Annotated in this window: 20 protein-coding genes; 15 read left to right on the top strand and 5 right to left on the bottom strand. The window is 68.6% G+C overall.

Translation table 11 applies throughout. The features are described from left to right. Positions 1 to 69 precede the first annotated feature (69 nt). Together AC1C2U_RS04530 and AC1C2U_RS04525 are read left to right on the top strand one after the other, a co-directional pair. The gene (locus tag AC1C2U_RS04530) at positions 70 to 870 is read left to right on the top strand and encodes an SDR family NAD(P)-dependent oxidoreductase (RefSeq protein ID WP_495360514.1); all 801 of its coding nucleotides are present in this window, start codon (positions 70 to 72) and stop codon (positions 868 to 870) included. A 20-nt stretch (positions 871 to 890) separates the two neighbouring features. Then, positions 891 to 2138 carry an aminotransferase-like domain-containing protein gene (locus AC1C2U_RS04525; RefSeq protein WP_495360513.1) on the top strand — a complete coding sequence of 416 codons (1248 nt, stop codon included), beginning with the start codon at positions 891 to 893 and terminating at the stop codon, positions 2136 to 2138. 26 nt (positions 2139 to 2164) lie between these two features. On the opposite strand, the gene AC1C2U_RS04520 is transcribed toward AC1C2U_RS04525, so the two are convergent. From AC1C2U_RS04520 to AC1C2U_RS04500, 5 genes are all read right to left on the bottom strand, one after another. Then, on the bottom strand, positions 2165 to 2758 hold the full coding sequence (locus AC1C2U_RS04520) for an energy-coupling factor transporter transmembrane component T family protein (RefSeq protein ID WP_495360512.1): 594 nt from the start codon (positions 2756 to 2758) through the stop codon (positions 2165 to 2167). Between the two features lie 28 nt (positions 2759 to 2786). After that, positions 2787 to 3467, bottom strand: a complete 681-nt coding sequence (locus AC1C2U_RS04515) for an energy-coupling factor ABC transporter ATP-binding protein (protein WP_495360511.1) — start codon at positions 3465 to 3467, stop codon at positions 2787 to 2789. After that, complete coding sequence (locus tag AC1C2U_RS04510) at positions 3464 to 4192, bottom strand: biotin transporter BioY (RefSeq protein ID WP_495360510.1); 729 nt, start codon at positions 4190 to 4192, stop codon at positions 3464 to 3466. The genes AC1C2U_RS04515 and AC1C2U_RS04510 overlap by 4 nt, the downstream gene beginning before the upstream one ends. Positions 4193 to 4366: 174 nt before the next feature. Next, the gene (locus tag AC1C2U_RS04505; protein WP_495360509.1) at positions 4367 to 4873 is read right to left on the bottom strand and encodes a hypothetical protein; all 507 of its coding nucleotides are present in this window, start codon (positions 4871 to 4873) and stop codon (positions 4367 to 4369) included. 102 nt (positions 4874 to 4975) lie between these two features. Then, positions 4976 to 5164: a hypothetical protein gene (locus AC1C2U_RS04500; protein ID WP_495360508.1), complete on the bottom strand. Its 189-nt coding sequence runs from the start codon at positions 5162 to 5164 to the stop codon at positions 4976 to 4978. Between the two features lie 97 nt (positions 5165 to 5261). On the opposite strand from AC1C2U_RS04500, the gene AC1C2U_RS04495 reads away from it, so the two are divergent. The 13 genes from AC1C2U_RS04495 (at position 5262) to AC1C2U_RS04435 (ending at position 23377) form a co-directional block, all read left to right on the top strand. Further along, a complete protein-coding gene (locus AC1C2U_RS04495; RefSeq protein ID WP_495360507.1) occupies positions 5262 to 5861 on the top strand; it encodes a TetR/AcrR family transcriptional regulator in 600 nt (199 codons plus the stop codon). Between the two features lie 8 nt (positions 5862 to 5869). After that, positions 5870 to 8755 (top strand): MMPL family transporter, encoded by a 2886-nt coding sequence (locus tag AC1C2U_RS04490; RefSeq protein WP_495360506.1) that lies wholly within the window; start codon positions 5870 to 5872, stop codon positions 8753 to 8755. Further along, positions 8752 to 10695 carry a YhgE/Pip family protein gene (locus AC1C2U_RS04485; RefSeq protein ID WP_495360505.1) on the top strand — a complete coding sequence of 648 codons (1944 nt, stop codon included), beginning with the start codon at positions 8752 to 8754 and terminating at the stop codon, positions 10693 to 10695. The genes AC1C2U_RS04490 and AC1C2U_RS04485 overlap by 4 nt, the downstream gene beginning before the upstream one ends. A gap of 106 nt (positions 10696 to 10801) precedes the next feature. Continuing rightward, positions 10802 to 13048, top strand: a complete 2247-nt coding sequence (locus AC1C2U_RS04480; protein ID WP_495360504.1) for a bifunctional alpha,alpha-trehalose-phosphate synthase (UDP-forming)/trehalose-phosphatase — start codon at positions 10802 to 10804, stop codon at positions 13046 to 13048. A gap of 9 nt (positions 13049 to 13057) precedes the next feature. Then, entirely contained in the window at positions 13058 to 14752 is a 1695-nt protein-coding gene (gene ilvD / locus AC1C2U_RS04475; protein WP_495360503.1) for a dihydroxy-acid dehydratase, read from the top strand. A gap of 44 nt (positions 14753 to 14796) precedes the next feature. Further along, positions 14797 to 16602, top strand: a complete 1806-nt coding sequence (locus AC1C2U_RS04470; RefSeq protein WP_495360502.1) for an acetolactate synthase large subunit — start codon at positions 14797 to 14799, stop codon at positions 16600 to 16602. A 3-nt stretch (positions 16603 to 16605) separates the two neighbouring features. Further along, the gene (gene ilvN / locus AC1C2U_RS04465; protein ID WP_495353574.1) at positions 16606 to 17115 is read left to right on the top strand and encodes an acetolactate synthase small subunit; all 510 of its coding nucleotides are present in this window, start codon (positions 16606 to 16608) and stop codon (positions 17113 to 17115) included. A 109-nt stretch (positions 17116 to 17224) separates the two neighbouring features. Continuing rightward, positions 17225 to 18253: a ketol-acid reductoisomerase gene (gene ilvC / locus AC1C2U_RS04460; protein ID WP_495360501.1), complete on the top strand. Its 1029-nt coding sequence runs from the start codon at positions 17225 to 17227 to the stop codon at positions 18251 to 18253. A gap of 378 nt (positions 18254 to 18631) precedes the next feature. After that, on the top strand, positions 18632 to 20512 hold the full coding sequence (locus AC1C2U_RS04455; protein WP_495360500.1) for a 5'-nucleotidase C-terminal domain-containing protein: 1881 nt from the start codon (positions 18632 to 18634) through the stop codon (positions 20510 to 20512). A 25-nt stretch (positions 20513 to 20537) separates the two neighbouring features. Beyond that, a complete protein-coding gene (locus AC1C2U_RS04450) occupies positions 20538 to 21278 on the top strand; it encodes a copper homeostasis protein CutC (RefSeq protein WP_495360499.1) in 741 nt (246 codons plus the stop codon). After that, positions 21275 to 22522 carry a hypothetical protein gene (locus AC1C2U_RS04445; RefSeq protein WP_495360498.1) on the top strand — a complete coding sequence of 416 codons (1248 nt, stop codon included), beginning with the start codon at positions 21275 to 21277 and terminating at the stop codon, positions 22520 to 22522. The genes AC1C2U_RS04450 and AC1C2U_RS04445 overlap by 4 nt, the downstream gene beginning before the upstream one ends. A gap of 25 nt (positions 22523 to 22547) precedes the next feature. Continuing rightward, a complete protein-coding gene (locus AC1C2U_RS04440; RefSeq protein ID WP_495360497.1) occupies positions 22548 to 23009 on the top strand; it encodes a DNA polymerase III subunit gamma/tau in 462 nt (153 codons plus the stop codon). After that, positions 23006 to 23377: a hypothetical protein gene (locus AC1C2U_RS04435; protein ID WP_495360496.1), complete on the top strand. Its 372-nt coding sequence runs from the start codon at positions 23006 to 23008 to the stop codon at positions 23375 to 23377. The genes AC1C2U_RS04440 and AC1C2U_RS04435 overlap by 4 nt, the downstream gene beginning before the upstream one ends. The last annotated feature ends 10 nt before the right edge of the window (positions 23378 to 23387 follow it).

Below are 23387 nucleotides of genomic sequence, written 5' to 3'. Positions count from 1 at the left end.
TCCACCAGTTTGTGAGTGGCCGATACCCCGCCCCTGACCGGACGATGGGAGCAGACCAGAAGGAGCACCGTGTCGTCAGCAGCAGCAGCAGCAGCAGCAGCACCAGCAATCGCATCGGGACGTGCGCACGACAAGGTCGTGGTGGTAACCGGTGCGACCTCCGGCATCGGCACCGCCGTCGCCGAGCGACTCCATGCGGAGGGCGCCCAGGTGCTCCTCACCGGCAGGAACGTGGCTCGCGGCGAGGAACTTGTTGCGCGGTGGGGGCCGCGATCGATCTTCCTCGCAGCAGACCTTGCTCAGGAGGAGGCAGCGAGCGCGATCGCTGCGGCTGCGGTCGCGCGGTTCGGTCGCATCGACGCCCTCGTCAACAACGCTGCCCTCGATCACACGGGCGACCTGCTCTCCACCCCCATGACCGAAATTCGTGAGGTGTTCGAGGTCAACACCTTCGGCGCCCTGCGGATGCTTCAGGCTGCGGCGATCGAGATGCGCGCGACGGGCGGCGGATCGATCGTCAATGTGAGTTCCCGGCTCGCCTCGATCGGGGTGCCGATCATGGGCGTCTACAGCGCGTCGAAGGGTGCGATGCTGTCGCTCACCAGGGCGGCAGCGATCGAACTCGCGCCCCACAACATTCGAGTCAACGCCGTGGCACCGGGCATGACCAGAACACCTCTCTACGAGGCCTGGATCGAGGGCCTCGACGACCCTGCCGTGGCGGAGAAGACAACGCGGGGGAGCATCCCGCTCGGTCGACTCGCCGTGCCCGCGGATGTCGCATCGGCGATCCTGTACCTCGTCTCCGACGAAGCCTCGTACCTCACCGGGGTTTCTCTGCCCGTCGACGGCGGATACACCGCACAATGAATCCCAGCACGCGTGAAGCCATGGCAGCACCCCTCGCAGACGCGTCTCCGCAGGGAGTGCTCGCGCGACCTGGCCTCGCCCACCGCGCCTCCGGCCTCGTGGGATCGGTCATCGACTCCAGTACCTCACTGCTGCAACGGCAGACCCACGACATCGTCTCCTTCGCGATGGGGAGCCCTGCCGATGAGGCGATCCCCACGGCGCTCCTGCGTGAACTGGGCGATCGGGTGCTCGCGGACGTCGGCCCGACAGCCTTCGGTTACGCAGCGACGGAGGGGGACCCGGCGCTGCGCGCCGCCCTCCTGCGACATCTCGACACCACCGAGGAACGGACGGCCCCCGAACGGTTGCTCGTCACGAGCGGCGGCATGCAGGGGCTCGACCTCGTCGGCAAACTCTTCATCGACCCGGGCGATCTCGTCTTCGTCGAGGGGCCGACCTATCCCAACGGAATGGCAACGCTGCTCGCCTACGGCGCGGAGATCGTTGAGATCCCGATCGACTCCGAGGGCATGATCGTGGAATCGCTTCCGGAGTACGTGGAACGTGCGGGGCGCACGCCCAAGGCGATCTACGTCATCCCGAACTTTCAGAACCCCTCCGGAACAGCTCTCTCCCGCGAGCGACGGCTTCTCATGCTCGAGTTCGCCAGACGGTGGAACAGCGTCATCATCGACGACGATCCCTATGGGCTGCTGCGTTTCGAGGGCGAGGCAATTCCGGGATTCCGAGCGCTCGGCGACGGTGATCCGCACGTGATCTCCGTGCGCACATTCTCGAAGATCCTCGCACCGGGATTGAGGGTCGGATGGGTGGATGCCGCGCCCGAGATCATCGCACGAATGATCGACGCCAAGCAGACGATGGACACCTGTACGACCGTGCCGAGCCAGATGCTCGTCGCGGCGTTCCTCGACGGTGGACACCTCGACTCGCATCTCGACGTGCTTCGCGCCCAATATCTCGAACGGAAGCAGACGATGCAGGCGGTTCTCGCGCAGGAGTTCGGAGTGCGTGCCGAGTGGACCAACCCGCGCGGCGGCTTCTTCCTATGGCTGACCCTCAGGGAAGACATCGACACGACCGCGCTCTTTCCGGAGGCTCTCGAAGCGGGAGTCGCGTACATCCCAGGTTCCGCCTTCGCCCTCGGCGGAGGGTTCTCCCGTTCGCTGCGACTCTGTTTCGCCTCCACGGGCTCGGAGCGCACTGTCGAGGGGGTGCGCAGGCTGCGCGCGGTGATCGACGACGCCGCCAGTACCTCGCGCTAGCGAGGATGCCGGCCGCGGGATCCGGTTCAGTCGTCGAATCCGCGGGCGATCAATGCCTCGCCCATCGCATCGGCCGTCTGCAGCGCCCGTACGACGACCGGAACCGCAACGGCGCGGAGGGATCCCTCGGCACCGCGCGCCTTGCGAGCTTCGAGCACCGCGCGCACGATCTCGGCCATGAGCGGCACCGCCCTGATGGTCATCGCCAGCACAATGCCGACCCGGTCGGCGTCGACGCGCGATCCGAAGGGGCGGAGCCCACGCTGCACGGCGTCGAGGATCGCCGAGACCTTCGTGGTCAGCGTCACGAGGGCCGCGAGGGCGACGCACGCCGCGAGTCGCATCGACATGACGAGTGCCGACTCCCACCCGGAGAAGAGCGCGTTCAGCGGCGCGGCGATTGCGAGGATCCAGAGCACGGGCACGAGCTGGCGCAGCGCGAGGCGAGACGGTATCTGCGCGAGCGCGAAGCCGGCGAACACGACAAGGAGCGCGATGGCGAGCATCCACCAGGCCGGAAGCAATGCGATCACGATGACCGATGCCGCGAGCCCCACGAGTTTCGCACCCGCCGGCGTGCGATGCAGCAACGAGTCGCCCGCGAAGTACGCGCCGATCACGTTGCTCCGCTCTTGAGGGTCGCGCCGATCATGAGATGAGCGCCCGATACGCGTCGAGGGCGACCGACGGCACGTCATCGGCGACGATGCGACCGTGCTCGACGACGAGCACACGGTCGAACTCGGCAACGGCTTCGAGCCGATGGGTGACGACGATGAGCTGCTCGTCGAGCTCGGCGAAGTGCCGTTCGACGAGCGCTGCGTTCCTCGCATCGAGGAGCGTCGTCGGCTCGTCGGCGACGACGACCGCGGGTCGCATCACGAGCACGGCGGCGAGGGCGAGCAATTGCTTCTGCCCGCCCGAGAGGCGGTGCGCCGGGCGGTCGGCGAGCTCGGTGAGTCCGAAGCGCTCGAGTGCACCGTCGACGCGCGCCGCGGCATCCGCTGCGCTCAGCCGCAGCCGCCGTAGGGAGAACGCGACATCTTCGCGCACTGTCGGCATGACGATCTGGTTGTCGGGGTTCGTGAAGACGAAACCCACCCTGCGCCGCACGGCGCGACCGTTGCGTGCGACGTCGAGACCGTCGACGCTCACCCGGCCGGTGCTGGGTGTGACGAGTCCGTTCACCAGGCGGGCGAGCGTCGACTTGCCCGAGCCGTTCGCCCCGACCACGCCGATGCGCCGCTCGGTGAGGCGGAGCGAGACGTCGCTCAGCACCGCCTCGCCGTCGTAGCGGTGCGTGACGTGGTCGAAGACGATCTCACTCATGCGGCGGGCGACTCCGGGGCGGCAGCAGCGTCGGATGCCACGGCGTCGGATGCAGCGGCGTCGGCGGCCACGGCGTCGGGTGCAGCGACGCAGCGGGCCCACGGCCACGGGCGCGCGGTGATGAGGCCGGGCCAGGCGCGGTGCACTCCGGCCGCGACGATGGCCGTCACGACGGCCTTCGCGACGTCGCCGATCAGGAACGGGGACATCGCCGCGATCGCGCCGCCGACAGGCATGCCGGTCACGACTGCGAACCACGGGATGCCGACGAGGTAGACGACGAGCACGCCGCCGACCAGACTCGCGACGAGCAGCGACCAGAACGGCAGCTTCGGTGCGAAGCGTTCCACGAACCAGCCGATGCCGAATGCACCGGGGATGAAGCCGAGCAGGAACCCGCCCGTCGGTCCGGCGAGGGTCCCGAGGCCGGCGGCGCCGCCGGCGAGGATCGGCAGGCCGGCGAGGCCGAGTGCGACGTAGACGGTGACGGCGAGGGTGCCCTTGCGGGCGCCGAGGATCGCGCCGGCGAGCATCACGCCGAGGGTCTGCAGGGTGATCGGCACACCGAAGCCGAGGGGGATCGCGCCCGGCAGAGTGAGTGCGGCGATGAGTGCGGCGAAGACGGCGATCTGCGCGAGGTCGCGTGCGGTGCTGCGACGCGGGGGCGACGCGGGCGCCTCGTTCGCGGCGGTGTCGCTCGAGGTCGTGCTGTGGGCGGAGCTCATCGGGTCCCCTCTCGTGGCGTGCGGGCTGTTGCCCGGAAATCACGTTACGAGGGAGGCGGTGACGCTCGTCGGCTCAGCTGTACAAGAATCACGGGTCGATCTTGGACCAGCGTGATCGAAGCTGCCGGTTGAGCTTGTCGGAACGCGTTTCGGCAGACTCAACCCGCACGGGCCTCAGGCGGCGCGGGCCTCGAGCGCGGTGGCCGCGCCGATCGTCGGCAGGGCGGCGGCCTCGACGTCTGCGGATTCGAATTCGGCGGTTTCGAAATCGGCGGTTTCGAAATCGGCGGATGCCTCGACGATGAGCTCATCGGCGGGCGCCGACGTCTCGACGGGGTCGGCCCAGACGATGAGCGGCGCGGGCTCCCAGCCGAGCGCGAGGGTCTCTTCACCGGCCGGCACGACGACGGCGACTGAGTCACGCTCTTCGAGGATGGCGCGGGTCAGTTCGCCCGCGATCTGATGGGTCAGCATCGCGTGGAATATGCGATCGGTGTCGCCATCGGACTTGCGCACGAGCGACCAGCCGCCGCCCGGGCCGATGAACTCGGACAACCTCGTGTTCAGGAGATCGAAGATGTGCTCACCCCGAAGATCGGCCGCGGAAGGGCGCGGCGTCTGGGCGGCAACATGGGCGGAGGCCTGAGCGGCAAGCCGTGCACGGCGCCAGCGGCGGAACATCGTGGCCCCTCTCGGTGGGATCGTTTCGGGTCGTTCGTCCCAGTTTCGGGTACGGCGTTGCGGATCGCCAATGACACGCCGCGCAACCCGCGGGCGGTGAAACTATTCGCCGAGTTCGCCTTGCTTCGTCTCGTCGGCGACCGTGCCGATCGCGATCGCGAGGCTCGCCGCCCACGACACCCACATGAGCAGCAGGCGCCAGTCGCGGGGGCCCGACGCGGTCGCCCGCACGACGCCGATGCCGCTGAAGATGGCGCCGATCACGGCTCCGCTGAACAGGTACTTGCGCATGCCGCAACGCTACCGTCTGGTATCGCCGGGCTGGGAGACATCCGTGAAACTGACCGATCGTGCAGAAGCTGACCGATCGGTCAATTATCGTGGAGGCATGCCCAACGAAGCACTCGTGCCGTCCCGCGTGCGCGCCAGCGATGAGCTGCGCCAGGTCGCCCTCGAACAGTTCGCCACCGTCGGCTTCGCCGCGAGCTCTCTGCAGCAGATCGCCGACCAGGCCGGGTACTCGAAGTCGAGCGTGCTCTACCACTACGCGTCGAAAGAGGCCCTGCTCGAGGCGGCCATCGGCCCGGCCATCGACCTGCTCGAGACCCTGCTCCGCGACTTCGTCGCGGGAGGGCGCACGGGGGCGGCCCGCGCCGTATTCATCGAGCGCTTCGTCGACTTCCTGCTCGGCAACCGGCTCGCGGTGCACACCTTCGTCAACCAGGGCCAGTCGCTGCGCGGCCTACCCGTGATCGAACGCGCCAACATCGCCATTCGCGGTCTCGCCGACTCGATCTGCGAAGACGACGCGTCCATCGCCGAGCAGATGCGTTTCAGCGTCGCGCTCGCCGGCGCCACCTACACGCTCGTGGCCGGTGCGACCTTCCTCGACGATGACCAGAAGATCCCCGATGAAGACGTGCGCGACGCCCTCATCTCCGTGCTCTCCGAACTCCTGCTGACGGCCGACGGCCGCCCGACCCGATAGGCCCGCCCATGGCACTGCTCCTCCACCGCATCGGCCGCTTCGCCTTCCGCCGCGCCTGGTACGTCATCGCCGCGTGGGTGCTCGCGCTCGGCGCGCTCCTCGGTGCGGGCATCGGACTCGGCGGTCAGCTGCAGGACTCCTTCGCGATCCCCGGGACCGAGTCGCAGACCGCGATCGACCAGCTCGCCGCCGTCTTCCCCGAGACCGCGGGTGCGTCGGCGAAGGCCGTCGTCGAGGCGCCCGACGGCGCAACCGTCGAGTCCGACTCGTTCCGCGGCGCGATCGAGTCGATGGAGGCTGAGATCGAGCAGGTCGATGGGGTCGCGAGTGTGCTCGGTCCGTTCGACGAGTACGCGGGCGACCAGATCTCCGGCGACGGCCGCACCGCCTACATCCAGCTGCAGTTCGACGGACCGGTCACGGATGTCACGGCGGAATCGCTCGACGAGGTGACGGCCGCAGGTGAACTCGGCCGCGACGCCGGGCTCACGGTCGCCTTCGGCGGCGACGTCTTCCAGGAGACGAGCTTCGGGCTCACGCTCACCGAGGTCTTCGGCGTACTGTTCGCCGCCGTGGTGCTCATCATCACTTTCGGCTCGCTGCTCGCTGCGGGTATGCCGCTACTGACCGCACTCGTCGGTGTCGGTGCAGCGTTCGGCGGAATCTCGATCGTCGCGGCGTTCGCGACGGTGTCGTCGACGGCGCCGATGCTCGCGGTCATGATCGGCCTTGCGGTGGGCATCGACTACGCCCTCTTCATCCTGTCGCGCCATCGAAACCAACTCGCGCGCGGGGAAGATCCCGAGGAGAGCGCCGCCGAGGCGGTCGCGACCGCGGGCGGGGCCGTCGTCTTCGCGGGCTTGACCGTGATCATCGCGCTGCTCGGACTGCTCGTCGTCGGCATCCCGTTCCTCAGCGTGATGGGCGTCGGCGCCGCCTTCGCCGTGCTCATCGCGGTGGCCGGCGCCGTCACGCTCCTGCCCGCGCTGCTCGGCGTGTTCGGGCGCCGCCTCATCCCGAAACCCGGGAGTCGGGCGTATCGCCGCGCCAACGCCGATGACGACAGCGGCAAGCGCACTCTGGGTCGCCGCTGGGTCGACCTCGTGCTGAAGGCGCCCGTCGTGTTCGTAGTGCTCGTGGTCGGACTGCTGGGCGCCGCGGCGATTCCGGCGGCGAGCCTCGACCTGAATCTTCCGAACGGATCGGGGACCGAGGGTTCCAGCCAGCGCGAGGCCTACGAGATGATCGAGAACGGCTTCGGGCCGGGCTACAACGGGCCGCTCATCGTGACCGTCGACATCACTCAGACGACCGACATCTTCGGCGACCTCGACACCATCGGCGCGCGCATCGACGAACTCGACGACGTCGCCTACGTCGGCGCAGGCCTGCCCAACGCGACGGTCGACACGGCGATCATCCAGGTCATCCCCGAGAGTGCTCCGGATGCTCCTGAGACCAAGGTGCTCGTCGAGAACATCCGCGATCTCGAGCCCTCGATCAGCGCCGACCTCGGCACCCCCATCGCGGTGACCGGCTACACGGCCGTCGCGATTGACATCTCCAACCGACTCGCCGACGCGCTCATTCCGTTCGCCCTCATCGTGGTCGGGCTCTCGATCGTGCTGCTGCTCATGGTGTTCCGATCGGTGTTCGTGCCCATCAAGGCCGCCCTCGGATTCCTGCTCTCTGCGTTCGGCGCCATCGGCGTCACCGTCGCGATCTTCCAATGGGGGTGGTTCGCCGACCTCCTGCACGTCGAGCCGGGCCCGATCCTGAGCTTCCTGCCGATCCTGCTCATGGCCGTGTTGTTCGGCCTCGCGATGGATTACGAGGTGTTCCTCGTGTCGGGCATGCGTGAAGAGTTCGTGAAGAACCGGGACGCCCGCAAGGCCGTCGTGCACGGCTTCCAGCACGCCGCCCGGGTCGTCACCGCGGCAGCGCTCATCATGTTCTTCGTCTTCTTCGCCTTCGTGCCCGAAGGCTCTGGGGTGATCAAGGGCATCGCCTTCGCTCTCGCCGTCGGTGTCGCCTTCGACGCCTTCCTCGTGCGCATGACCCTCGTGCCCGCCGCGATGGCCCTCGCAGGCAAGGCCGCGTGGTGGCTGCCGAACTGGCTTGCGAAAGCGCTGCCGAACGTCGACATCGAAGGCGAGGGACTGCGCGCCCACCTCGACCAGGAGGCATGGGCGGCCGCACACCCTGCGGCGGTCAACGCCGACGACGCCGTGTTCGGCCTGCCCGAACGGCGAATCGGTCCGCTCTCCGTCGAGGTTCCCGTCGGCGGCGTGCTCGTCGTGCGCGGAGAGACGGTCGATCGGCGCGTCGTCGCTGCAACTCTCGCGGGGCGCCTCGACCCGGTCGACGGTCGCCTCGCCGTGCTCGGTTCCCCCCTGCCCTCAGACGCCGGCACCGTCATGCGCGGCGTCGCGATCGCCGAGGTCGCAGCGGATGCCTCGCCGGGCGGCACGGTCGGTGAACTCATCGCCCGACGCCTCGATGCCACTCGCCCCTGGTACCGGCTCGCTCCGTCGAACACCCTCGTGCAGTCGTGGGTGGTGCGGGCGGCGGACGCCGCGGGCCACGGCCCCGACGGGCCGCGCTTCACCGCCGACACCCCGCTCGCCGGGCTCGGTGTGGAGGCGCGCATCCTCGTGGCGGTCGCGGCCGCGCTCGCCGAACGCCCGAAAGCCCTCGTGATCGACCTCGACGACGATCCCGGATCAGCCAGCGGTGAGCTGTGGCGCGCCCTCGCCGTGCTCGTGCCCTCCCAGGTCACGACGATCGTGGGCCTCGGGCCTTCGGCCGTTTCACCTGCGATCTCGCCAGAATTCGCCGCTCGCGGCATCCGTACCCTCGAACCCGTCTCAGACACCCTGGAGGCACTCCGATGAGCACTCGACTCTCCCAACTCTTCGGCTCGACGCCCGTGCAGCGCCGCGTGCGCTATGGCGTGCTGGTCGCCGCGGTCATCGCGGTGCCGCTCGCTGTCTCCGGGCTCGTCTCCGGCGCGCTCGGCGGCGCCGGCGACAACCTCGAGCAGATCCCCGCCGTCGTCGTGAACAACGACGAGATGGTGACGATGACCCTGCCCGACGGCACCGACCAGCCCGTGCTGGCCGGCCGCCAATTGGTGACCGAACTGAGCGACCCCGACACCGCCGGGTTCCAGTGGAAGATCTCCAACGACGAAGAGGCGGCCGACCTCCTCGCTTCAGGCGACGCCTACGCGGTGCTGACGATTCCCGCGGACTTCTCCAAGTCGGTGACCTCCCTCTCGGGTCAGACGCCCACGAAGGCGAACCTCGACATCCGCACCGACGATGCGCACGGCTACCTCGCCGGATCCGTCGCCCAGTCGGTGGGCGATGCCATGTCGACGACGTTCGGCCGCGCGCTCACCGCGCAGTACCTCGAGGGCTTCTACACGAATCTCGCGGTGATGGGCGGCTCGCTCGGCGACGCCGCCGACGGCGCGACCCAGCTCTCGACGGGGGCAGGCGCCCTTGCGGGCGGGCTCGGCACACTCTCGAGCGGCGTCGCAACGGCGGCGTCGGGCGCGACGGAGGCCGCGAACGGTGCCGACACGTACGCCGATGGCGTCGCGCAGTACACCGAGGGCGTCGACGGCATCGCGAGTGGGCTCGCTCAACTCGATGCGCAAGCTGCACAGCTCGACGGGCTCTCCGCCGGAGTTGCACAGTACGTGGGGCAGATCGCAGGCACGTCTTCCCAGTTCAGCGGGTCCGTCGCCGAGCTGAACGCCTACATCACCGCCAACCCCGATCTCATCGTCGAGTACCCCGAGCTCGAGAAGTACGTCGCGATCGTGAACGGCGTCAATGGGGGACTCGCCCAGTTCGCGGCGGGTGGCCAGGCGCTCTCGGCGCAGACGACCGCAGGCATCGACGGTGTTCAGGGCGGCATCTCCCAACTCTCGGGCGGCGCCGCGGCGCTCTCCGGCGGCTCGAGTGGCATCAGCGAGGGGGCGAACGGCCTGGCGACCGGCGTCGACGAACTCGCGGTCGGCCTCGGCCAGCTCTCGACCGGCGCAGCGGATGCGGCGACCGGAGCGACAGACCTCGCGGGCGGCGCGAACACTCTCGCAACCGGCCTCACCTCCGGTGCCGAGAGTGCGAAGGCGCTCACCGACATCGACAGCGCAGCAACCGCCGACGTGGTAGCCGAGCCTGTGACGGTCGACGCCACCCGCGACCACGAGATCGCGGGCATCGGCGAGGTGATCGGTATGCTGTTCGTGCCGATCGGGCTCTGGCTCGGCGCGATGGCGCTCTTCCTCGTGTTCCGCCCGTTCGGGCGCGAAGCGCTGCGCAGCACGGCGTCGACGGGCGGCCTCGTCTGGCGCACGCTCGCTCGCGCCGGACTCCTCGCCCTCGCGCAGGCCGTCACCGTCGTGCTGCTCCTGCACGGCACTATGGGCGTTGCCTGGAGCCTGCTGCCGCAGACCCTCGCGTTCGCGGCGCTGCTCGCGCTCGCGTTCACGTCGTTGCACGCCTTCCTCACGGTGTGGCTCGGACGCGCGGGCCTGCTCGTCTCGCTCGTGCTCGTCGCGCTGCAACTCACCGCATCCGGCGGTCTCTACCCGATCGAGGTGCTGAGCGGGCCGTTCCAGGCGATCAGCCCGTTCCTGCCGCTGACCTGGGCGGTGCAGGGTATGCAGCTCATCGTCTCGGGCGCAGCCGGGGGAGCAGTGGCGATGGCTGCTGGAATGCTCGCGCTCTTCGGTGTCGTCGGCGTGATCGGCACCGGCATCGTGGTGGGTCGGCGCCGCGGCATCCGCTCGATCGGCTTCGCGGCCGCCGCGCTGGGCTGATTTGCAGGCCGGGCGCCGCCGCGCCCGGCCCGCCGCCCTCGATCGCCGCCTGAGTGCGAGACGGGCGACTGTTAGCCTGAGTGAAGCGCCAGGAGGGACACCCGCCATGCACGCCCCTGAACTCACAGGCGACGAGCTCTACGTCGACGCCGCCTACGACATGATCGTGATCTCGAACCGGCTACCGGTCGACTACGAACGCGGCCCCGATGGCGAGACCGGGTGGAAGAGCTCACCGGGCGGGCTCGTCACCGCGCTCGAACCGGTCATGCGCGCTGCAGACGGAGCGTGGATCGGCTGGGCCGGCGTCGCCGACCGGGAGTTCGATCCGTTCGAATACGACGGCATCAACATCATCCCCGTGCCACTGTCCGAGTCGGAGCTCGAGGAGTACTACGAGGGCTTCTCGAACGACACCCTGTGGCCGCTGTACCACGATGTCATCGCGCCGCCCTCGTTCCACCGCGAGTGGTGGGATGCCTATGTGCGGGTCAACCGTCGCTTCGCCGAGGCCGCCGCGCGCGCGGCATCCGACGGTGCGGTCGTCTGGGTGCACGACTACCAACTGCAATTGGTGCCGCGGATGCTGCGCGAGAAGCGCCCCGACCTCGTCATCGGATTCTTCAATCACATCCCGTTTCCGGCATATGGCATCTACTCGCAACTGCCATGGCGACGTCAGGTCATCGACGGACTGCTCGGCGCCGACGTCATCGGCTTCCAGCGCGCCGCAGACGCCGGCAACTTCACCCGCGCGGTACGCCGGTTGTTCGGCTACGCGACCCGTGGCAGCGTCATCGACGTGCCCGGCCCCGACGGAGATGTGCGTCATGTCGTCGCCCGCCAGTTCCCGATCTCCATCGACGCGGCCGGCTTCGAAGAGATCGCACGCCGACCCGAAGTGCAGGCGCGCGCCCATGAGATCCGTGAGAGCCTCGGCAACCCCGAGACGATCATGCTGGGTGTCGACCGGCTCGACTACACGAAGGGCATCCGCCACCGGCTGAAGGCGTTCGGCGAGCTCCTGCGCGACGGCCGCCTCTCGGTCGAAGACGTCACGCTCGTGCAGGTCGCGAGCCCATCGCGCGAACGCGTCGAGACGTACCGGCAGTTGCGCGACGAGATCGAGCTCATGGTCGGACGCCTCAACGGCGACCACTCGACCCTCGGCCACCAGGCCATCACCTACCTGCACCACGGTTACCCGCGTGAAGAGATGGTCGCCCTCTACCTCGCCGCCGACGTCATGCTCGTGACCGCGCTCCGCGACGGCATGAACCTCGTCGCGAAAGAGTTCGTCGCCTGCAGCTTCGACGATGACGGCGTGCTCGTGCTGAGCGAGTTCACCGGTGCGTCCGACGAGCTGCGGCAGGCAGTGCTGGTGAACCCGCACGACATCGAGGGCTTGAAAGATGCGATGGTCGAGGCGGCGCGGATGCCCCGAAAGGAACGCGCCCGCCGCATGCGGGCACTCCGCAAGCGTGTGCGGGAGAACGATGTGGCCAAGTGGTCGGCGACGTTCCTGAAGACATTGACCGGCGCGGGCATCATCGCGTCGGGTGTTCCAGAGAGCCTCGACGCCGCGATCATGCGCATCTCCACCACCGACCGACTACTCGTCGCACTCGACTTCGACGGCACGCTCGCCCCGCTCGTCGATCGACCCGACGATGCGCGAGCGACCAATCGTGCACGCGCCGCGATCGAACGGCTTGCGGCCATCGACGACACGAGGGTGGCGATCGTCTCGGGTCGTGCACTCGAGAGCCTCCGCAAGGTCGCGGATCCGCCGCAGGGCGCACTGCTCAGCGGCTCGCACGGCGTCGAACTACAGCTCGACACCGGTGGCGTGACGATCGACCTGCGCGATGCCGAACTCGCCGCGCTCGAGCACCTCACGCGCATCCTCGAAGAGGTCGCGTCCGGTGCGGAGGGCGCGTGGGTGGAGTGGAAGCCGGCGGGCCTCGCACTGCACACCCGCAAAGTGGCCCCCGCGACGGCCGTCGAGCTGCAGCGTGCTGCGCGAGAGCGTGTGGAGTCGGAGATTCCCGAGCTGACCGTGCGCAGCGGCAAGGGGGTGCTCGAATTCTCGGTGCGCCCGAGCGACAAGGGAGAAGCGCTCACGCGACTCCGTCAGCACTCGGGTGCCAGCGCAGTGGTCTACGTCGGCGACGACATCACCGACGAAGACGCGTTCGCCGTTCTCGAGTCCGACGACGTCGGCGTGAAAGTGGGCCAGGGAAGGTCGCTCGCCACCCATCGCGTGCGCAGCCCCGAAGACGTCGCCGACCTCCTCGAGCACCTCGCCGATGCCCGTGACACGGCGCGCGGGGGCCCGTCGCGCTGGCCATAGACTCGATGCATGTCGGAGATCGATCCCAAACCGCGTAGCCGCACCGTCACCGACGGCATCGAAGCCATGACGAGCCGGGGCATGCTCCGCGCCGTCGGCATGGGAGATGCCGATTGGGACAAGCCGCAGATCGGCATCGCGTCGTCCTGGAACGAGATCACTCCCTGCAACCTCTCGCTCGGCCGCCTCGCTCAGGCTGCGAAAGAGGGTGTGCACGGCGGCGGCGGGTACCCGCTGCAGTTCGGCACGGTCTCCGTCTCCGATGGCATCTCGATGGGCCACGAGGGCATGCACTTCTCCCTCGTCTCCCGCGAGGTCATCGCCGACTCGGTCGAGGTCGTCATGCAGGCCGAACGCCTCGACGGCTCGGTGCTGCTCGCCGGTTGCGACAAGTCGATCCCCGGAATGCTCATGGCGGCTGCCCGACTCGACCTCGCCTCGGTCTTCCTCTACGCCGGCTCCATCGCGCCGGGCTGGGTGCGTCTCTCCGACGGCACCGAGAAAGACATCACGATCATCGACTCGTTCGAAGCGGTCGGCGCCGTCAAGGCCGGCACGATGAGCGAGGCCGACGCGAAGCGCATCGAGTGCGCCTTCGCCCCGGGCGAGGGTGCCTGCGGCGGCATGTACACGGCGAACACCATGGCCTCGGTCGCCGAAGCGCTCGGGCTGTCACTGCCGGGCTCGGCCTCACCGGCATCCGCCGACCGCCGGCGCGACTACTACGCGCACCGGTCGGGCGAAGCCGTCGTGAACCTGCTGAGGCACGGCATCACCGCCCGTCAGATCCTCACCAAGAAGGCGTTCGAGAACGCCATCGCCGTCGGCATGGCCCTCGGCGGCTCGACCAACATCGTGCTGCACCTGCTCGCGATCGCGCACGAGGCCGAGGTCGACCTCACGCTCGACGACTTCAACCGCATCGGCTCGAAGGTGCCGCACATCGGCGACCTCAAGCCCTTCGGCAAATACGTCATGAACGACGTCGACCGCCGCGGCGGGCTCCCCGTGCTCATGAAGGCACTCCTCGACGCCGGCCTCATGCACGGTGACGCGCTCACCGTGACGGGCAAGACCCTCGCAGAGAACCTCGCCGAGATGGACATCGAGCCGCTCGACGGCGAGGTGCTGCGCACACTCGACAACCCGATCCACGAGACCGGCGGGCTCACGATCCTGCACGGCTCGCTCGCCCCCGAGGGCGCGGTCGTGAAGACAGCAGGCTTCGATGCGGCGACGTTCGAGGGTCCGGCGCGCGTGTTCGAACGCGAACGCGATGCGATGGACGCCCTCACTGAGGGCGAGATCAAGCACGGCGACGTCGTCGTGATCCGCTACGAGGGCCCCAAGGGCGGGCCCGGCATGCGCGAGATGCTCGCCATCACCGCCGCCATCAAGGGCGCGGGCCTCGGAAAAGATGTACTACTCTTGACGGACGGTCGATTCTCAGGCGGCACAACCGGCCTCTGCATCGGCCATCTGGCACCCGAAGCGGTGGACGCAGGTCCCATCGCCTTCGTGCGCGATGGTGATCTCATACGGGTCGATATCGCAGCTCGTTCCATCGACCTACTGGTCGACGATGCCGAGCTGGCTGCCCGCCGTGAAGGCTGGGCTCCGCTTCCCCCGCGCTATACCCGTGGCGTCCTCGCGAAGTACTCGAAGCTCGTGCGTTCCGCCGCAGAAGGCGCCACGACGGGCTGAGTGCTGCGCTTCCCGCACACACCGTCCACCAGAACAGGAACCGAATGACCACGGAATCCAACCCCGTGCCATCGCCCGCTGCAGTGCCATCCTCCGGCGTCCCCGAACAGCTCACCGGTGCTCAAGCCGTCGTGCGCTCTCTCGAGATGCTCGGCATCACCGACGTGTTCGGCCTGCCCGGCGGTGCGATCCTCCCCGTCTACGACCCACTGCTCGACAGCAAGAAGCTCCGCCACATCCTCGTGCGCCACGAACAGGGCGCCGGGCACGCGGCCGAGGGCTACGCCTCGTCGTCGGGCAAGCTCGGTGTCACCATCGCGACATCCGGCCCCGGGGCGACGAACCTCGTCACCGCCATCGCCGACGCGCACATGGACTCCGTACCGCTGCTCGCGATCACCGGACAGGTGTTCTCGAACCTCATGGGCACGGATGCCTTCCAGGAGGCCGACATCGTCGGCATCACGATGCCCATCACGAAGCACTCGTTCCTCGTGAAGGATCCCGCGGAGATTCCGGCGACCATCGCGGCGGCGGCGCACATCGCCTCCACCGGCCGGCCCGGTCCAGTGCTCGTCGACATCACGAAAGACGCGCAGCAGGCGACCGCACCGTTCCGTTGGCCGCCGAAGCTCGATCTTCCCGGCTACCGTCCGATCATGAAGGCGCACGGCAAGCAGGTCGCCGCGGCGGCGCAGATGCTCGCCGAGGCGAAGCGCCCGGTGCTCTACGTCGGTGGCGGAGTCATCCGCTCGGGCGCATCTGCAGAGCTGCTCACGTTCGCCGAGGCGACGAACGCCCCGGTCGTCACCACGCTCATGGCGAGGGGTGCGTTCCCCGACTCTCACCAGCAGCAACTCGGCATGCCCGGCATGCACGGCACGGTGCCCGCGGTGATCGCCCTGCAAGAGGCTGACCTCCTCATCGCGCTCGGCGCGCGCTTCGATGACCGCGTCACCGGTAAGGCCGCGCTCTTCGCACCCAACGCGAAGGTCGTGCACGTCGACATCGATCCTGCGGAGATCTCGAAGATCCGCGTCGCCGACGTGCCGATCGTCGGCGATGCGAAAGACGTGCTCGTCGACCTCAACACCGCCTACGCCGAGATCACCGGTGGCGTCGCCAGCGACCTCAGCGAATGGTGGGCCACGCTCGACGGCCTGCGGGCGGAGTTTCCACTCGGGTACTCGACGCCGTCCGACGGCTTGCTCGCACCCCAGCAGGTCATCCAGCGCATCGGTGAGCTCACCGGGCCTGAGGGTGTCTACGCCGCGGGTGTCGGCCAACACCAGATGTGGGCGGCGCAGTTCATCAAGTACGAGCGGCCCAACTCCTGGCTGAATTCCGGCGGCGCCGGCACGATGGGCTACGCGGTTCCGGCCGCGATGGGCGCGAAGGTGGCCGAGCCCGACCGGGTGGTCTGGGCGATCGACGGCGACGGATGCTTCCAGATGACGAATCAGGAGCTCGCGACCTGCACCTTGAACAACATCCCCATCAAGGTCGCGATCATCAACAACTCCTCACTCGGCATGGTGCGCCAGTGGCAGACGCTGTTCTACAACGGCCGGTACTCGAACACCGACCTGAACACCGGACACGACACTGTGCGCATCCCCGACTTCGTGGCACTCGCCGAGGCATACGGTGCACTCGGCATCCGGGTCACGAAAGAGGAGGAGATCGACGACGCGATCAAGCTGGCCCTCGAGACCAACGACCGCCCCGTCGTCATCGACTTCGTCGTGTCCGCTGACGCGATGGTCTGGCCGATGGTGCCGCAGGGCGTCTCGAACAGCTACGTCCAGTACGCACGCGATCACTCGCCGGCATTCTCCGAGGAGGACTAAGACATGTCGACCCACGTTCTCTCCCTCCTCGTGGAGGACAAGCCGGGCCTGCTCACCCGAGTGGCGGGTCTCTTCGCCCGGCGCGGCTTCAACATCGAGAGCCTCGCCGTCGGCCACTCCGAGATCGACGGACTCAGTCGCATCACGGTCGTCGTCGACGTCGAGGAACTGCCGCTCGAGCAAGTCACCAAGCAACTCAACAAACTCATCAACGTCATCAAGATCGTGGAGCTCGACCCGAACCAGTCGGTGCACCGCGAGCACCTGCTGATCAAGGTGCGCGTCGACAACACCACCCGCTCGCAAGTGCTCGAAGCCGTGAACCTCTTCCGTGCTCGCGTCGTCGACGTCTCGACCGACGCGGTCGTAATCGAGGTCACGGGCGATTCGGGCAAGACCACTGCGTTCCTCAAGGTGCTCGAGCCCTACGGCATCAAGGAGATCGCCCAGTCGGGCCTTCTCGCGATCGGCCGCGGGGGCAAGTCCATCACCGAACGCGTCTTCAAGAACTGACCAGAATCGTTCCCTGAACTCGTCGACCCTTCGACAGGCTCAGGGACCGAGACCGACAAGCTCCCTTCGACAGACTCAGGGAGCGGGACACAAGGAGAAAGAACAGCAAATGGCTGAGATCTACTACGACAAGGACGCCGACCTCGCGCTCATCCAGAGCAAGAAGGTCGCTGTCATCGGCTACGGTTCGCAGGGCCACGCGCACGCGCAGAACCTTCGTGATTCGGGCGTCGAGGTCGTCATCGGACTCAAGGAGGGTTCGAAGTCGAAGCCGAAGGCCGAAGAGGCCGGCTTCGAGGTGCTGAGCGTCGCCGATGCCGCGGCATCCGCCGACGTCATCGTCATCCTCGCGCCCGACCAGTACCAGCGCCACATCTACGCGGAGTCCATCAAGGACAACCTCGCAGAGGGCAAGGCCCTCGTCTTCGGTCACGGCTTCAACATCCGCTTCGGCTACATCGAGGCCCCCGAGGGCGTCGACGTGATCATGGTCGCACCGAAGGGCCCCGGCCACACGGTGCGCCGTGAGTACGAGGCCGGTCGCGGCGTTCCCGTGATCGTCGCCGTCGAGAAGGATGCCTCGGGCAATGCCTGGCCGCTCGTGCTCTCGTACGCCAAGGCCATCGGCGGTCTGCGTGCCGGCGGCATCAAGACGACCTTCACCGAAGAGACCGAGACCGACCTGTTCGGTGAGCAGGCCGTGCTCTGCGGCGGCGTCTCGCAGCTCGTGCAGTACGGCTTCGAGACTCTCACCGAGGCCGGCTACCAGCCGCAGGTCGCGTACTTCGAGGTGCTGCACGAGCTGAAGCTCATCGTCGACCTCATGTGGGAGGGCGGCATCGCCAAGCAGCGCTGGTCGGTCTCCGACACGGCCGAGTACGGCGACTACGTCTCGGGCCCGCGTGTCATCGACCCGCACGTCAAGGAGAACATGAAGGCCGTGCTCGCCGACATCCAGTCGGGCGCGTTCGCCGAGCGGTTCATCGCCGACCAGGATGCCGGTGCCCCCGAGTTCCTCGAGCTCCGCGCGAAGGGCGAGGCGCACCCGATCGAAGCAACCGGCCGCGAGCTCCGCAAGCTCTTCGCCTGGAACGCGTCGAACGACGACGACTACGTCGACGGCGAGGTCGCGCGCTAAAGCGCGGCCCTGCGCCGTCGACGCAGTCGTCAAACGACACTGCGCTGATGCTGCGCCGGACTTCGTCCGGCCCAGTCCGACGGCGAGGTCGCGCGCTAAAGCGCGGCCCTGCGCCGTCGACGCAGTCGTCAGACGACACTGCGCTGATGCTGCGCCGGACTTCGTCCGGCCCAGTCCGACGGCGAGGTCGCGCGCTAAAGCGCGTCACCGCGGTCGAGGTCGTCCGCTCGAGCGCCATCGACACCACGAACGTCCCGCCCGGAGTTTCCGTGGCGGGACGTTCGTCGTCGTGCGCGAATGAGCACGACGAATTCATCGTCGGCCTCTTGTCGTCGGCCTCTTATCGTCGGGGCCGGAGTTGTGGTCGCATGTGGTGCCATGAGCGAACTCACACACCGCCACACCGAACCCGCCCCTCGCTGGTGCTCGTGCGCCGCGCCCGACGAAGATGTCGAGCCTGCGCGCTCAGGGTTCTCACGACGAAACGTCCTCGTCGGCATGTCCGCTGCCGGCGCCCTCGCGGCGGTCGGCTGGCCAGGCGCCGCCCATGCCACCCCCGGCGGAAAGTTTGTGACCATCACGATCATGGGCACCTCCGACCTGCACTCGAACGTCGTCAACTGGGACTACTACAAGGACGCGGGCTACAGCGACAGTGCGGGCAACGCCGTCGGCCTCGCCCGCGTCGCGAGCGTCGTGAAGCAGATCCGCGCCGACCGGGGTCGCGACAGGACCCTGCTCTTCGACGCGGGCGACACGATCCAGGGCACGCCACTCGGCTTCTACTACGCGACCGTCGAACCCGTCACCGAGACCGGCGCGATCCACCCGATGGCCGCGCAGATGAACGCCCTCGGCTACGACGCCGTCGCCCTCGGAAACCACGAGTTCAACTACGGCCTCGAATTCCTCGACCACTGGATCTCGCAGATGGACGCGCCCGTGCTCGCGGCGAACGCCGTGCACGCCGGCACGAAGGTGCCGAGGTTCCGGCCGTACACGATCACGAGGATGAAGGTGAAGGGCCGGCCGCCGATCCGCGTGGGCGTGCTCGGCCTCACCAACCCCGGCGTCGTCATCTGGGACAAGGCCAACGTCGAGGGCGCGCTGGAGGTGCAGGGGCTCGTCGAGGCGGCCGCGCGGTGGGTGCCCGTCATGCGCTCGGAGGGCGCCGACATCGTCGTCGTGAGCGCGCACTCGGGCGACAGTGGCACCTCCTCGTACTCGGGCGATCTTCCCGTCGAGAATGCGGCGGCGCTCGTCGCCGAGCAGGTGCCCGGCATCGACGCGATCCTCTTCGGCCACGCGCACCTCGAGGTGCCGGAGCGCTTCGTCACGAATCTCAAGACCGGCAAGCGGGTCATCATGAGCGAGCCGAAGAACTGGGGGCAGCGGGTCAGCGTCTTCGACCTGCAGCTCGAGTTCGCGCGCGGCAACTGGCGGGTCGCGCAGAGCCGTGCGATGACGGTCAACACCAACACGGTCGTCGACGATCCTGCGTTCGTCGCCCTCGTGCGCGATCAGCACGATGCGGTCGTCACGTACATGAACACCGCGGTCGCGAACTCGACCGAGGTGATGTCGGCCGCCGAGGCGTGTTGGAAGGACACGGCCATACTCGACTACGTCAACGAGGTGCAGACGGCGACGGTCGCTGCCGCGGTCGCGGGCAGCCCCGAGGCATCCCTGCCGATCATCTCGATCGCCGCGCCGTTCAATCGCGCCGCGAGCTTCCCGGCCGGCCCGGTCACGATCAAGGACGTCGCGGGCCTCTACATCTACGACAACACCCTCATGGCCTCGGTGCTGACGGGTGCGCAGCTGAAGGACTACCTCGAGTTCTCGGCGAAGTACTTCAGGCAGGTCGCCCCGGATGCCGCGGTCGACCCCGCAAACTGGACCAACGCGCCGTGGCCGAACCCCGAATCGCCGACGACGCCCGACTACAACTACGACCAGTTCTCGGGCATCGTCTACGACGTCGACCTCTCGCGGCCGGTGGGATCGCGCATCACGGGGCTCTCGTTCGAGGGAGCACCGGTCGCGGCCGGGCAGCAGTTCCTCGTCGCGATCAACAACTATCGGCAGTCCGGAGGCGGCGGTTTCCCGCACATCGCGACCGCGCCGGTCGTGTACAACGCTCAAGTCGCCATCCGCGAGGCGATCGTCTCGTATGCCTCGGCGGCCGGCACGATCGACCCGGCGACCTTCCACGTCGTGAACTGGCGGCTTGTTCGAAACGGCGCTCCGGTGTTCTGAGTCCGAAACCGGTAGCGTATCGGGAATGTCAGGAACCCTCCCCGTCGAGATCGCGGTCCAAGATGTCGCGGGAGTGCGCATCGCACTGACGGCGGGTGCCACCCGTGTCGAGCTCTGCCAGGCGCTCGGGCTCGGCGGGTTGACCCCGTCCGCGGGGCTGATCGAGGCCGCAGCAGCCGCGTCGCTCGACGCCTCGGTGCCCGGATTCGTGCACGTCCTCGTTCGCCCGCGCGGCGGCGGCTTCGCGTACGACTCCGATGAACTCGACACGATCGAGCGCGACATTCGTGCGGCCTTCGCTCACGGTGCCGACGGGGTCGTCGTGGGTGCGCTCACCGACGCCGGTGACCTCGACCTACCGGCCATTCGACGTTTCGTCGATGCGGCATCCGGCGGCGACGTGACGGTGCACCGCGCCGTCGACGCGAGTGCCGACCCTCGGGCCTCGGTCGCCGCCCTCGAGGAACTCGGCGTGCGCCGAGTGCTCACCTCTGGCGGAGCATCCGACTGCCGAACCGGGCTCGCAGCGCTGCGACTGATGGCCGCCGGATCCGGCGCACTCGAGGTCATGGCGGGCGGCGGGGTGCGCATCGCCGACATCGCCGAGATCGCTGCAGCGGGCGTCGACGCCGTGCACCTGTCGGCGCGGGGCACGACGACTCGAGGCGGAGTGAGCGGACCCGGCGGGGGCGTCGACGGGTTCGACGTGACCGATCCGGGCCTCGTACGCGCGGCCGTCGCGGCCGCGACCGTGGCGATGCGATGACCATCGCGCCGCCGCCGATACCGGTGCGGCTGCCGCGCGACCTCAGCGCCGACGGCATTCTTCGTGCGGCCGCGCAGCTCGTGGCACGCAGCATCCTCATCGGAGGTATCGGCGCCGCCGGCTTCTTCATGCTCGGCCTCGCGCTGCCGCTCCTGTTCTTCATCGGCCCCCTGTGGCTGATGCTTCCGTCGGCTGCCGCGGCGGGTGGGGTCGGAGCGGCAGCGATGCTCGTAGTGAGTCGCGCGCTGCGCTGGCGTCTCGGTGTCGAGGCGTTCGCGGTGCCGGCGGGCGGGTTCCTGCTCTCGATCCCGGCGCTCATCGCGTTCTCGACCTTCGCCGGCGCGGTGGTGCCGATCGCGGGATGGCTCTGGGTCCCGACCGCGCTCATCGCACCGCTGGTCTCGCATCGCCAGGAACTCGCGCACCCGCTCGAGCGCTGGCGGCCCGTGGCAATTCGACTGCTCTTCGCACTCGGGATCGCCCTCGGCACGCTCGCGCTCGTGCTGCTGACCCGTGCCGACTCCTCGTCGTTTCCCGCGGGCGGCGTCTGGTCCGGGCAATCGTCCGCGTTCGTTCTGCTCGTGCTGGCCGGCGCACTGGGGCTCAGTGGACTTCTCGTTTCGTTCGGGCCGTTCCGGACTCGCGGCCGGGCGGTGGTCGCATGGGCGGGCACCTACCTGCTGATCGCGTGCCTGGCTGCGGCGATGATCACCACCTCGGTGCCGACGACCCCGCCGTCGCCGCCGCTCGCCGAGCCGGCCCCGAGCCTCATTCCCGAAGACGGGATGCCGGCCGGCGGTCCCGACCAAGCCGACGAAGCCGTGCTGCCCGACGTCCCGATCCCGTCGCTCGACGAGGCGCGACGACAGTTCGCCACGCTCGCTGACGCGGCCCGGGCGGCCGCCGGCCCCTCGGCGATGTGGTCGGCGGCTGCGCCCTTCGCCGTCGTCGAGACGGCGTGCGACGGCGGCATCCAGCTGAGCCTGAACGGCGAGTTCACGACGGGAGTGATCACGGACACGACGAGCGACGAACACGATCGCGAGGTCACCGAGGGCAACGTCGCGGCCGCCGATCGCATCGTCGCGGCCTGGCGCGCGGCGGGCCTCGGCACGGTCGAGCGCATTCACGACGAACCGTTGGTCGGCGGCGGTTCGCTGGGCGCCGTCGACTCCGCGCGGATCGACTTCGAGTTCGGCATCGTGCTGCCGAGCGTCGACGGGAAGTGCGTGCCGGTTGCCTGAGCCGTCGGTCGCTAGTGTGGTGAACATGAGCCGCGAGCCCGACGACGACGCACTGCGCTGGGAGGGCGACGACGACCCGACCTTGGCGCCGGGGTGGAAGGTGGTCGGCGCTCCTGCGCCCGCCGAGTCCGAGTCCCACGCCGGCGTCGACGCGAACGTCGGCGAGGCAGCCGAGCAGCACCAGGGGCCGGATGCCGCTGGGCAGACGGGCTCGGTCGAGCTCGTCGTGCTCGGGGTGCTGGGCGGCGTCTACCTGCTCTACACGATCGGGTGGATCATCACCGCGTTGCGCACGAGCACGCCGGGCACCAGTATCGTCGGCGATTTCATGTACGCACTCGGGCTGTGGCTCGCGGTGCTCGCCGCACCGTGCTGGTTCCTCCTTGCGCTGCGGGCCACGGCGGGCATGCGCTCTCGTCTCGTCTGGCTCATCGTGGGAGTCGTCGTGCTCGCACCCATGCCGTTCATCCTGGGGGTAGCTGTATGAGCGCGGAGTACACCGAGCCCGAGGTATCCGTCGTCACCGGGGTCTTTGGCATTTCGAAGCCGCCCATGTGGCTGACCGTCACCCTCGCGGTCGTGTTCGGCCTGTTCTACGCCTACGACGTGTGGGAGGTCGTCGAGAGCGTCGTGCAGTTGCTCGGCATCGGACTCTCGTTCACCGCGGGCGGTTGGGTGGTCATGGCGGTCGCGTTCCTCGCACCGTTCGGCTGCTTCGCGGCCGCGTTCATGCTGGGCCGTCGTCGCGGCCTGCTCGTGGGCATCGCCCTGTACTTCACTGGGCTCTGCGTCTCGGCCGCCCTCTTCCTCAGCCTGTCGGTGCTGCTCGGCCGACTCGGCGGAGTCGTCGTGTGAGGTCACAAGG

Source organism: Agromyces sp. Y575, from assembly GCF_059445445.1.
This window is presented reverse-complemented; position numbering and strand designations above follow the sequence as displayed.

Excerpts from the sequence above, each read along its gene's own strand:
- AC1C2U_RS04525 (WP_495360513.1), top strand. The coding sequence starts at position 891 with ATGGCAGCACCCCTCGCAGACGCGTCTCCGCAGGGAGTGCTCGCGCGA.
- AC1C2U_RS04515 (WP_495360511.1), bottom strand. The coding sequence starts at position 3,467 with ATGAGTGAGATCGTCTTCGACCACGTCACGCACCGCTACGACGGCGAG.
- AC1C2U_RS04510 (WP_495360510.1), bottom strand. The coding sequence starts at position 4,192 with ATGAGCTCCGCCCACAGCACGACCTCGAGCGACACCGCCGCGAACGAG.
- AC1C2U_RS04505 (WP_495360509.1), bottom strand. The coding sequence starts at position 4,873 with ATGTTCCGCCGCTGGCGCCGTGCACGGCTTGCCGCTCAGGCCTCCGCC.
- AC1C2U_RS04500 (WP_495360508.1), bottom strand. The coding sequence starts at position 5,164 with ATGCGCAAGTACCTGTTCAGCGGAGCCGTGATCGGCGCCATCTTCAGC.
- AC1C2U_RS04495 (WP_495360507.1), top strand. The coding sequence starts at position 5,262 with ATGCCCAACGAAGCACTCGTGCCGTCCCGCGTGCGCGCCAGCGATGAG.
- AC1C2U_RS04490 (WP_495360506.1), top strand. The coding sequence starts at position 5,870 with ATGGCACTGCTCCTCCACCGCATCGGCCGCTTCGCCTTCCGCCGCGCC.
- AC1C2U_RS04485 (WP_495360505.1), top strand. The coding sequence starts at position 8,752 with ATGAGCACTCGACTCTCCCAACTCTTCGGCTCGACGCCCGTGCAGCGC.
- AC1C2U_RS04480 (WP_495360504.1), top strand. The coding sequence starts at position 10,802 with ATGCACGCCCCTGAACTCACAGGCGACGAGCTCTACGTCGACGCCGCC.
- ilvD (WP_495360503.1), top strand. The coding sequence starts at position 13,058 with ATGTCGGAGATCGATCCCAAACCGCGTAGCCGCACCGTCACCGACGGC.
- AC1C2U_RS04470 (WP_495360502.1), top strand. The coding sequence starts at position 14,797 with ATGACCACGGAATCCAACCCCGTGCCATCGCCCGCTGCAGTGCCATCC.
- ilvN (WP_495353574.1), top strand. The coding sequence starts at position 16,606 with ATGTCGACCCACGTTCTCTCCCTCCTCGTGGAGGACAAGCCGGGCCTG.
- ilvC (WP_495360501.1), top strand. The coding sequence starts at position 17,225 with ATGGCTGAGATCTACTACGACAAGGACGCCGACCTCGCGCTCATCCAG.
- AC1C2U_RS04455 (WP_495360500.1), top strand. The coding sequence starts at position 18,632 with ATGAGCGAACTCACACACCGCCACACCGAACCCGCCCCTCGCTGGTGC.
- AC1C2U_RS04450 (WP_495360499.1), top strand. The coding sequence starts at position 20,538 with ATGTCAGGAACCCTCCCCGTCGAGATCGCGGTCCAAGATGTCGCGGGA.
- AC1C2U_RS04445 (WP_495360498.1), top strand. The coding sequence starts at position 21,275 with ATGACCATCGCGCCGCCGCCGATACCGGTGCGGCTGCCGCGCGACCTC.
- AC1C2U_RS04440 (WP_495360497.1), top strand. The coding sequence starts at position 22,548 with ATGAGCCGCGAGCCCGACGACGACGCACTGCGCTGGGAGGGCGACGAC.
- AC1C2U_RS04435 (WP_495360496.1), top strand. The coding sequence starts at position 23,006 with ATGAGCGCGGAGTACACCGAGCCCGAGGTATCCGTCGTCACCGGGGTC.